12 protein-coding genes and 2 pseudogenes are annotated in these 9,623 nt (G+C 41.1%); all 14 read left to right on the top strand.

Going from position 1 to position 9,623, the window contains the following annotated elements; translation table 11 throughout:
* Positions 1-193: 193 nt before the first annotated feature.
* The 14 genes and pseudogenes from CPT76_RS33495 to CPT76_RS33430 all read left to right on the top strand — a co-directional run bounded on the left by CPT76_RS33495 (position 194) and on the right by CPT76_RS33430 (position 9,469).
* Positions 194-649 carry a GNAT family N-acetyltransferase gene (locus tag CPT76_RS33495; RefSeq protein WP_105445977.1) on the top strand — a complete coding sequence of 152 codons (456 nt, stop codon included), beginning with the start codon at positions 194-196 and terminating at the stop codon, positions 647-649.
* A gap of 64 nt (positions 650-713) precedes the next feature.
* Positions 714-1,319: a zinc dependent phospholipase C family protein gene (locus CPT76_RS33490; protein ID WP_105445976.1), complete on the top strand. Its 606-nt coding sequence runs from the start codon at positions 714-716 to the stop codon at positions 1,317-1,319.
* A 195-nt stretch (positions 1,320-1,514) separates the two neighbouring features.
* Positions 1,515-2,483 carry a WD40/YVTN/BNR-like repeat-containing protein gene (locus tag CPT76_RS33485; RefSeq protein WP_105445975.1) on the top strand — a complete coding sequence of 323 codons (969 nt, stop codon included), beginning with the start codon at positions 1,515-1,517 and terminating at the stop codon, positions 2,481-2,483.
* Positions 2,484-2,513: 30 nt separating this feature from the next.
* Positions 2,514-3,008 (top strand): DinB family protein, encoded by a 495-nt coding sequence (locus CPT76_RS33480; protein WP_105445974.1) that lies wholly within the window; start codon positions 2,514-2,516, stop codon positions 3,006-3,008.
* Between the two features lie 16 nt (positions 3,009-3,024).
* Positions 3,025-3,399, top strand: coding sequence for a VOC family protein (locus tag CPT76_RS33475; RefSeq protein ID WP_105445973.1), 375 nt, complete (start codon positions 3,025-3,027; stop codon positions 3,397-3,399).
* Positions 3,400-3,432: 33 nt separating this feature from the next.
* Positions 3,433-3,996, top strand: a complete 564-nt coding sequence (locus tag CPT76_RS33470) for a GNAT family N-acetyltransferase (RefSeq protein ID WP_105445972.1) — start codon at positions 3,433-3,435, stop codon at positions 3,994-3,996.
* 291 nt (positions 3,997-4,287) lie between these two features.
* On the top strand, positions 4,288-4,752 hold the full coding sequence (locus CPT76_RS33465) for an NUDIX hydrolase (protein WP_105445971.1): 465 nt from the start codon (positions 4,288-4,290) through the stop codon (positions 4,750-4,752).
* A gap of 351 nt (positions 4,753-5,103) precedes the next feature.
* A complete protein-coding gene (locus tag CPT76_RS33460) occupies positions 5,104-5,655 on the top strand; it encodes a hypothetical protein (protein ID WP_105445970.1) in 552 nt (183 codons plus the stop codon).
* A 234-nt stretch (positions 5,656-5,889) separates the two neighbouring features.
* Positions 5,890-6,363: a hypothetical protein gene (locus CPT76_RS33455; protein WP_181153222.1), complete on the top strand. Its 474-nt coding sequence runs from the start codon at positions 5,890-5,892 to the stop codon at positions 6,361-6,363.
* 79 nt (positions 6,364-6,442) lie between these two features.
* On the top strand, positions 6,443-7,402 hold the full coding sequence (locus CPT76_RS33450; protein WP_105445968.1) for a P-loop NTPase family protein: 960 nt from the start codon (positions 6,443-6,445) through the stop codon (positions 7,400-7,402).
* 51 nt (positions 7,403-7,453) lie between these two features.
* A pseudogene (locus tag CPT76_RS33445) lies at positions 7,454-7,699 on the top strand (hypothetical protein).
* Between the two features lie 102 nt (positions 7,700-7,801).
* The gene (locus CPT76_RS33440; RefSeq protein WP_258169046.1) at positions 7,802-8,071 is read left to right on the top strand and encodes a pepsin/retropepsin-like aspartic protease family protein; all 270 of its coding nucleotides are present in this window, start codon (positions 7,802-7,804) and stop codon (positions 8,069-8,071) included.
* 118 nt (positions 8,072-8,189) lie between these two features.
* Positions 8,190-8,783, top strand: coding sequence for a YdeI/OmpD-associated family protein (locus CPT76_RS33435; protein ID WP_181153221.1), 594 nt, complete (start codon positions 8,190-8,192; stop codon positions 8,781-8,783).
* Between the two features lie 145 nt (positions 8,784-8,928).
* A pseudogene (locus CPT76_RS33430) lies at positions 8,929-9,469 on the top strand (GNAT family N-acetyltransferase).
* Positions 9,470-9,623 lie beyond the last annotated feature (154 nt).

Raw genomic sequence — 9,623 nt, 5'->3', positions numbered from 1 at the left:
GTTTAATTTTCGATGGAAGATCCGGAATCAAATCATGATAGAGCGCGTAAGAAATACCGTCAATTCTAGTCAAGGTAAGAAAATTCTTTGCATTATAGGTGCTGATCATAACTATATATTTATTGATGAAATAACAGGGCAAGACATCGAACTGAAATATCCATTAAGATAACTCAATGAGTTGGAGGTAAACATGGATAAAAATGTTACATATAAGAAGCTGCAAGTAGGTGATGAATCGATATTTTTTGATTTAGTATTGCTGTTCAATGAGGAGTTTGAATCACCAAATACGGACTTCGTCAATCATGTTAATATTGCGGAGCTTTTATCAAATCCTTTATTTATTTGTATCGTTGGAATAAAAGGTAATGAGGTTATTGGCGGATTAACCGGATATGAGCTGCCCATGTATGATCGAATAGGTTCCAGTTTGTATTTATATGACATAGCGGTAGGAGGAAATGACCAACGTAAGGGAATAGGAAGCCGTCTGGTCAAGGAATTAGTCGAGTATTGTAAATCAAAGCAAATCCATGAAATTTTTGTTCAAGCAGATGCAATTGATCAACACGCGGTTGAATTTTATAAAAAACTTGGTGGAGAGATATCCAGTGTTTATCAGTTTACATTTACTGTTAAATCATAAACGAGCCAGATAGAGTTAGGAGCGGGCGCATTGTGAAACACAATCAATTGAGGTGATATTCATTATGGGATCCAGAATCATGCACCTGATTATTGGCCATAGAATTGCTGAAAAATTAAATATCCAAGATCGCGCTTCGTTCTTACTTGGAAGCGTTGCTCCTGATGCTGTTCAAGCAAAGGATGAGTCCCATTTCTTTAGGGGTGAACATCAGAATTATACGCGGTACATAGACTATCATGGATTCCTCAATAAGTATAAACCATATTCGGATAACCCATATGTGCTTGGATATTTCACCCATCTAATTGCTGACGATCAGTGGTTGAAGGGTTTTTATATGCCCTGGTTGAGAAATCGTATGGAGGCGGACGCAGGCGTATATCCACTGTATCACAATGATTTCAGATTACTGAATGGGAAACTGTTAGAGCACTGTGGGTGTACGGAAGAAATGAGGCAAGCGATCAGTGGTTCACCTAAGGTCATTGACCTGGAGGAGGTTAAGGCCAAAGAAGCCATTGACATTGTTCCGCATGTTCTAGGGGACATGGATTATGACAAACACAGAATCGATGAACCTTTAAATGTCTTTAGCTCTATTCAGATCGAGGGATATATTGAAACATCGGTGAATATAGGAGTAATGAATTTACAATGTATGATTTGAAGGAAAAGTAGAATTATGTAACAAACTTAAGGGAAAGCGCAAAAAAGTATAACATTGAATTCACGCTGTGTGGCTTTGGTTAGATCTAGGATAAGAACTATTTAAAGGTTAGCTTGCTTGTTTAATACTGGAAAGTGATGTGAAATTTCCGGAAAACTGATAATAATTTAAAATAAATTTATTAAAGGTGAGTCCTTGAAGAAGTCTTTTTTTATATTCCTGATGGCTATTTTTACATTTTTTCTTATGGGAAAATATTTAATTAATAACTTAGAATATATAGAACCTGCTAATGAGCTAAAGGGAGAGTGGTTGGAACTATCTAGTAAAAGCCGAGCACTTAATTCAATTGCACATGGTAATGATGTGTTTGTTGCTGTGGGTGAAGGAACAGTGGCTTATTCCCCAAATGGACGCGACTGGGAATTTACTGAATATGAATCTATGGGAATTATAAATGATATAACTTTTGCAAATGGACGATTTGTTGCAGTAGGTAACGACAAAATATATTCTTCTATAAACGGATTAACATGGACCGAAACGGACATCGGCAAGGATAACAATCTATTTAGTGTCGCATATGGGAATGGTACATTCATTGCGGTAGGCTCAGTTGGAGTATTTAGTTCTATGGATGGGATAACATGGGAACACGATAGAAACAATTTATACTGGACAACTTTTTGGAGTGTATGTTTTGGCAGCGATAAGTTTGTTGCGGTAGGTCCATATTCAGTTGCATCATCAGATGACGGGCAAACATGGGTAAGTAATGACATTCCATTTAAAAATGGAATGGGGTATTTAACATCAGTAGCGTATAGTAAAGGGAAATTTATAGCTTTAGGTGGTTTGGATGATAATGGATCCATGATTTGGTCTTCGAATAATGGTCAAAATTGGAATCCCGTTGCTAAAGTTCATGGACTCGGATTTAAAGGGAATATTATTGATAATCAGTTCTTCTTTGTGGGCAATTCTGGACTCCTATATTCTAGTGATGGAAATCAATGGTTGTTGAAAAGTTTACCACCCGATAAAAACTTGCATGATATTGTAAAAGGTAATAATAAGTTAATTGCAGTAGGATTATTGAGTTGGGATGGTAATTCACCTGTACCGTCTGCCCCTATAATGTTAATTGATAAAAATGATTTCTAGGTACCTATAGATATTAAGGAGGCCCCTCGCATGCTGAAACTATTCGAGTATAACTGGCAGGTTCGTAAAGATTGGTTAGACTGGTGCGATACGGTGAGTGAAGAGGAGCTGCTGAAAAAACGCACCGGCGGGTTAGGCTACTTCCTTCCCACGCTGTATCACGTTGTGGCGGTCGAGTATGGCTGGATATGCGGCGGAATCCAGGAAAAAGCAGTTGAAATCCCTCCGTTTGAGAAAGTGGCCAGTGTGCAGCAGATCAAAGATTTTTCTGCACGCTGCCACGAAGAGCTTGCTCCATTTGTCTATAATTGGAGCGACAGCCTGGAAGACCGTATTATGATCGATATTACGGATGAAGGGGAGCGAGAAGCCCATACATACGGCGAGGTTATGCGGCACCTGATCGCCCACGAAATCCACCACATCGGTCAGTTGTCTGTATGGGCAAGAGAGATCGGAAAGAAGCCTGTTACAGCAAATTTGATTGGCAGAGGATTGTTCGATATTAACAATCCCAATTTATAAGTGGAGGTATTCGAAGATGAATCAGGCTGCATTTTCCGGACCATCTATGGTCTTACTTGTGAGGGGTATTGAAAAATCGATCGATTTTTATAAGAAACTCGGTTTCAGTTATGAACTCGTTGGTGGTCCGGTTGTCCAACATGTACATATGACAAGAGATAAAGTAACCTTTATTCTTCATCAAGCAGCCGATCCGGAAGATGTAAGACCCTCTTCTTCAGTTAAGGGCGGACTGTATTTTGATGCTTTTTGTTATACAAATGTTCGACAATTGCTAGAAGAGATCAAGGATAAAGAAATCCCCATTGTACAAGGTCCGGATTTGAATGATTTTTTTAGTGAATTCACGATTCAAGACATTGATGGGTATAGAATTGCGTTCGGGGGATAAGTTACGTTACTCAGCATGAAGGGAGAAGAGAGGATGACCTCATTTCCCATATTAGAAACGGAAAGATTGGTTCTAAGACAGATTACATCAGAGGATTCAGGCGACCTTTTTCATTATTTCTCCTTGGATGAAGTAACAAAATTTTATGATGTGGAGAGCTTTACGAATGTTAAACAAGCCGAGGAATTAATTGATAGGTGGCAGCAAAGATTTGAGAAAAATCTAGGCATTCGCTGGGGGATTACTTTAAAATATGAAAACCGTGTCATTGGCACATGTGGATATCATGGTTGGATGAAACATCATTTTAAAGCTGAAATTGGATATGAACTGACACCAGATTACTGGGGTAAGGGTTTTATGACCGAGGCCATTCAGAGGGTGATTGAATTCGGGTTCCGCGAATTTGGATTAAACCGAATCGAGGCTTTCGTTGAACCGGGGAATGTGAATTCAAGGAAGGTGCTTGAGAAAGCCGCATTTAGCGAAGAAGGGATACTGAAGGAACATTTTTATTGGCGAAATCAGTTTGTTGATACTGCCATATTTGCATTGCTTAAGAAAACATACATCAATAATAACAACAAGAGAAAGTAAAAACCCACCCAAAGGTTGAGGCCGAAGGCGGGTTTTGTTCATATTCGACTCAGGAGGGAATAAACCATCCAAGCCAATTGTACTGACCAAGTGTTGCTGCACTTGGTCTTTATTACTTATATAATAATATAATGAAAAAATGTATCAAACTGTGGATTAATTTTAGGAACAGAAAGTTGGATTGAAAGATAAACGAAAATGGCAATTTCATCACATAATGGCGTTTCAATTTGCGTGCTTAAGCCTTGATTTGCGAATTCTCTTTATACGTTGTCTGAAAGGCGGTTATCCATGTTTAAATACAACATTTGCTTCCTTAAACAAAACGATCAAATTCTACTCCTTAACCGGGAAAAGCCGAGTTGGATGGGAAGGTGGAATGGCGTGGGCGGAAAAATCGAAGAGAACGAATCGCCAAGAGAGTCTGCGCTGAGAGAGATCGAGGAAGAGACAGGGATTGCCCTGGAATCCATTGATTTTAAGGGTATTGTAACTTGGATTGTAGATGGTAAGTTAACCGGCGGGATGTATGCTTATTTCGCTGAGTTACCGTCCGATTTCATCTATGAGACTCCCATAAAGACACCAGAAGGAATCCTGGACTGGAAGAGCTTGGAGTGGATTATGCACCCGGAAAATAACGGGATCGCGGATATCATTCCTAAAAGCATACATCGTTTCATAGACGACGCAAACTGCTATGAACACCACACCGTTGTTTTTATGAAAATGACAAATGGACACACGATATCTTGATTGAATTGAACAAGGACATCGATCAAATGACAGATAAGGAAAAGATACATGACTGGTATTTTCATGAGCAGTTCAGAAAGGGTCATACATCAGATAACATGGTATTCGCGCTGCAGTCCGACTGACGCCGATCCTTGCTTGGACTATGGAACATATGATCTTTCTATGATGTTGAAATCAAAAACTTAATCCGTTAGGGAGTAGAATCATGAATTATAAAATCCTGCCTTTTTCACAAATCAAACATTTGCTGCCAGTGGACAGTTGGGCCTATGTTCGCAATGAACGAAACGACGGCGAATTCGAAAACGAATCCGTCATACTACTCGAGGAGATATTCGGCTCGATAGCTTGAATCTGGATAAGCCTCTCGGTGAGGAATCTGTCTTTATCGTCTTGGTGGACGGCAATCTCGTCGTTGATTCCTATATTTATAATGAGGACACCGATGGTGCAACGGGACTTATCGTATTAGGCGATCTCCAAGCGAGAAATATGGTGGTTGGTGGTCAGGAGATTTATGTGACAGGCAATTTGCAGGTGTCGGAGTTGTTCTGGGGGGATTATAATCACGGCGATTTGACGGTAGCAGGAAATGCTGCTGCCCTTCTTTTCATGGATACCGAAGAGTATCATGTATCGATTCATGGGGAGAAGAATTTTAAGCTTCGAATCAGCGAGTGGGACGAATTCGGGAACGGGTATGACCTTGACGAAGACCTGCTTCAAGAGGTGTTTATGCAGGACTGCCTGATCCAGACCGATGAAGAAGTCATGCTGTACAGGGAAGAATGCTGGAACATTTCGAAAGAGGACATTCGGTCATTGTGCCAGATAAAGTCACTGCCGCAAGCGAAATCGACATCCCTTTCCGGTTTGAAAATGCTGAAATCAGCATCGTGAACCTGTGTCGGCTGACAGACTCGATCTTGATCATTGATAAAAGAGACTGAGCAGGAGGATCGACGACTAAGCAGATGGGTCCGGCGTTCGAAAAACCAGGATTTGAGCCTGAACATCAGGTGGCGCTACATTGAAGGGGAAGACACGGAATGGCACGCGCTGGACGCTCATTCTCCGAACGATATCCATCTCCTTCTGCAAAACGGTTGGCGCACATTGCTGACGCAAGTGTCCGTGTTTGAATATTATCGCCGATTCATCCGTCCGGAACGAGTCAGAGCGCTCCTTTCTTTGCCTCTTGCTGAACCGTATGATGACTTTTATGACGATGATAAAAGCGGATTCTGGAGCGGCAGCATATACACTGCGTTTAGGCAGCCTGGCGTGGTGCGCGATGGAGAGGAAAAGTCGCCCTGCTTTCTTGTAGCAAGAGAAAAAGGAGAGGAGATGGATATCTACCATTTTGTACTTGAAAAAGATGCGGATGGAACGGAATACGTCCATATCCTTTACCAGGCTGAAAATGGGTATGAACATAAGGCTTTTCCCCTCTGGGATCCGGACAAGCTGAAGACCGCCTGCTGGCTCTTTCGCATGGCCGAGAGAACGCTGCTTTCGCTCAATCGGAGCTTGCTTGAAGGGAGAGCTCCCTACGAGGCGGAAACGTTCGCCATTGAGTATTGGGAGCGAAAAGGCTATCTGAGATAGTCGAAGACCATTCACATCGCGGGCCGACTGACGGCCCCTTGGTGTGCCCCATCCATAATCCATTTTAAAGGATGATTCCATGAAGAAGAATCTTATACTCATTGAAGGCATTCCTGGCTCAGGCAAATCCACATTTGCCCGATTTTTGGCCAATCAATTTGAACGAAATGGGATCCCTTGCGGATTATATCTTGAAACCACTTATGATCACCCGATTATCGAGTTTACCGGTCACGAAGATAACACATTGTTCCTTGAAGCTTATTATGATCGATGGTCTAAGTTTCTGGATCGTTTTCCTAAAGAAGAAGTGGTTGTGATGGAATCTGCATTTTTGCAGAGCCCGATGGTTCATTTGCTCCATAAAGAAGCGGAAAGAGAGCTTATTAAGTCATTGGTACATAAAGTGAGTGATCGGTTGAGTAAGGAAAACTGTAATTTGATCTACTTTTACCAGAAAGATGCATTGGCAGCCATTAATAAAATGATCGAGCAGCGCGGCGGTAGAGAGTATTTGCTGCGAAAACATGATGAATATAAAGACGAGCCCTACTTTAGAAACCGGCAAGAGCAAGGTCCCGAGTCGCACATCTCGTTCTTTTTGGAATATGCCGTAATTGCCAATGAGATTGTTCGGGAATTGAACATCCCAGTAGAGATCATCGAGAACTCGTCCGCAGATTACGAGACGTATCAAAAACAAGCGCTTGAAAATTTCGATTTGAAATATGTTCCCGATCCCATTCTTGAAACTTCATTGCTCAGGAAATACTCAGGTTTATATCATCATCAGGGAATGGATCTCAAGATTTCAGTAGAACTCATCCAAGATGGATTGTGGATTTTTGGAAACAAAAGGTTGAGGCCGAAAGACACTGATCAATTTTATCTGGATGATATCAGCGTAACTGTAAGATTTATTACAGATCAAACGAATGTCACTGGTTTACTGATAACCGAAAAGGATTGGTATGCTAATCGAAACGATGAGGGGACACTTTTTGAAAAAATCTCAGCACATGATAACAATTTTGTTTAAGGCTTATTAATAGATGATACAATATATTTAAAACGTTTGGAGGGATCTAACGTGAAGTGGCAAGAAGTTCAGCAAATCTTCCCAAACCAATTTGTAAAGTTTGAAATTCTTCATTCCGAAGAGAAAGATTGCCAAGAAATTATTGATGATGTGGCTGTAATAGGGCCTATTAGAGATGAATAAGCGACAGAGGAATTATTAAATAGTAAAGGAAAAACCTTGGTTTATCACACATCAAAGGATCAGGTTATTGTGAAAATTCGGAAGAACGTTGGCCTGAGGAGATACCTTAAATGAAAATTGAATATAGAGATAGGTATTATTTACAGAGGTGACTGTGCATTTCAAGGGACAAAAGAAAACAATAATATTGTTATAGACACAGGAGCAAGCCACACCTTGATTTCACAGGATGAAGTAGATGATATCGGTATTCGGGTCACCCTAGAAGATGATATCATAACCAGTTATGGAATCGGAGGAAAAGAACATGCATTCACCAAGAAAATTGAAGCGTTCCAGGTAGGAGAATACACCTTAAGGAATATCCAATTGGACTTTACTTCATTCAGATATCATACGATTAACGGATTACTAGGATTGGATATCTTAATAAATGGCAAATTCAATATAGATCTGGACAAACTCGAACTACTACGTCTGCAATGAAGATTGCGGATTTTTTGTTTATTTTCAGAGGATAAAACCCCTGTATCAGACACCAGCTTTCTGTTAACAAATATAGATATATACCAATTCCGCTGCGAGAAAAGGAACGAGCATAATAATGGAAAATAAAATGAATCCCAAAGTAGATGCATATGTAGGCAGAGCCACGATGTGGCTTGAAGAAACGGAGAAATTGAGAGAGATCCTGCTTGATTGTGGGCTTACCGAAGAATTAAAGTGGGGCAAACCTTGTTACACGTCACAGGGGCGAAACATCGTGATCATTCAGGGATTTAAAGCCTACTTGGCGCTTCTGTTTTTTAAAGGCTACATGCTACAAGATCCCCATGGCATTCTGGTTAAAACCGGTGAGAATACGAAAGTAGGGCGCCAGCTCCGGTTTAATGATACCCAAGAAATCATCGAGCTGGAACCCATCTTGAGAGCTTATATTGCGGAAGCCATTGAAGTCGAACAATCCGGTGTGAAAGAGGATATCATCGAGGAAACACAACTCGATATTCCTGAAGAGTTTCAAAATAAACTAGATGAAAACCCTGCCTTGAAAGCTGCTTTTGAAGCATTGACGCCGGGTCGGCAAAGAGCGTACGTGTATTATTTTTCGGCGCCCAAGCAATCCAAAACCCGAGAGTCCCGGATCGAAAAATGTACACAGCAAATCCTCGATGGCAAGGGATTGAACGATCGGTAAAATCCGGTGCGCAGGGCATAGCGAAATTCAGTTTTTAAGACGGATTTTACATCTGGAAAATGCAGCATTCATCCAATTCACCAAGTCCTTTTATATACTTAGAGCGTTGAGTATAGCTAATCACAAGGACTAGGGTGGCGATGACATGTTAAAACAACGTGACTTACACGAATGCCATGCACTGTACAAACTGATGACGGATTCCGGCCGTTTTTCCCTATGTCCGTTATCCATGCCAATCGTATGAGGAATACTTATTCATCACCAAGCAGTTGATCGTTGAGGAAGAGCAGGGGACGTGCATCTCCAGAACGATTCTTGACGACATCGGCCATCCCATCGGCACCATTGATCTATATCAAATCCATCATCGAACAGGCTTCCTTGCAACTTGGATTGGGGCCCCTTATTTTGGAAAAGGATATAACCAGCGCGCAAAGGAAGCATTTTTGGCTGAATTGTTTCTTGGACAGGATATTGAAACGATCTTTTTGAAGATCCGCATCCAGAACATCCGGTCAAAGAGAGCAGTGGAAAAGCTGCCATACGTCAAATTAGCTAATGAGCGGTACGAGCAGGTCTATCAATCGATTAATCACTCGCATCAGCGCTATGATTTGTATGGTGTGGAGCGGTCTGATTTTTTGGAAAGCAGTGGAGGTATACAGCATGGGGTTGCTACTTAACCGATCGTGCGAAAATGTTATAACATATCATGAAGACCGCTCTGTAAGATGACTGCAGGCGATTTTTCTTTTTCAGGAGGTTTTTGGCACGTGGGGACTATTTTAAGAGATAGAAAGTATAAGTTTCGGAGCCTCCGCTTCCTGATCTCGCAAG

It is taken from the genome of Paenibacillus sp. AR247 (assembly GCF_002968895.1).
Taxonomy (GTDB): Bacteria; Bacillota; Bacilli; order Paenibacillales; family Paenibacillaceae; genus Paenibacillus_AQ; species Paenibacillus_AQ favisporus.
This window is presented reverse-complemented; position numbering and strand designations above follow the sequence as displayed.

Bases quoted from the DNA above. Each gene is read 5' to 3' on its own strand.
- CPT76_RS33495 (WP_105445977.1), top strand. From the start codon at position 194: ATGGATAAAAATGTTACATATAAGAAGCTGCAAGTAGGTGATGAATCG.
- CPT76_RS33490 (WP_105445976.1), top strand. From the start codon at position 714: ATGGGATCCAGAATCATGCACCTGATTATTGGCCATAGAATTGCTGAA.
- CPT76_RS33480 (WP_105445974.1), top strand. From the start codon at position 2,514: ATGCTGAAACTATTCGAGTATAACTGGCAGGTTCGTAAAGATTGGTTA.
- CPT76_RS33475 (WP_105445973.1), top strand. From the start codon at position 3,025: ATGAATCAGGCTGCATTTTCCGGACCATCTATGGTCTTACTTGTGAGG.
- CPT76_RS33470 (WP_105445972.1), top strand. From the start codon at position 3,433: ATGACCTCATTTCCCATATTAGAAACGGAAAGATTGGTTCTAAGACAG.
- CPT76_RS33465 (WP_105445971.1), top strand. From the start codon at position 4,288: ATGTTTAAATACAACATTTGCTTCCTTAAACAAAACGATCAAATTCTA.
- CPT76_RS33450 (WP_105445968.1), top strand. From the start codon at position 6,443: ATGAAGAAGAATCTTATACTCATTGAAGGCATTCCTGGCTCAGGCAAA.
- CPT76_RS33435 (WP_181153221.1), top strand. From the start codon at position 8,190: ATGGAAAATAAAATGAATCCCAAAGTAGATGCATATGTAGGCAGAGCC.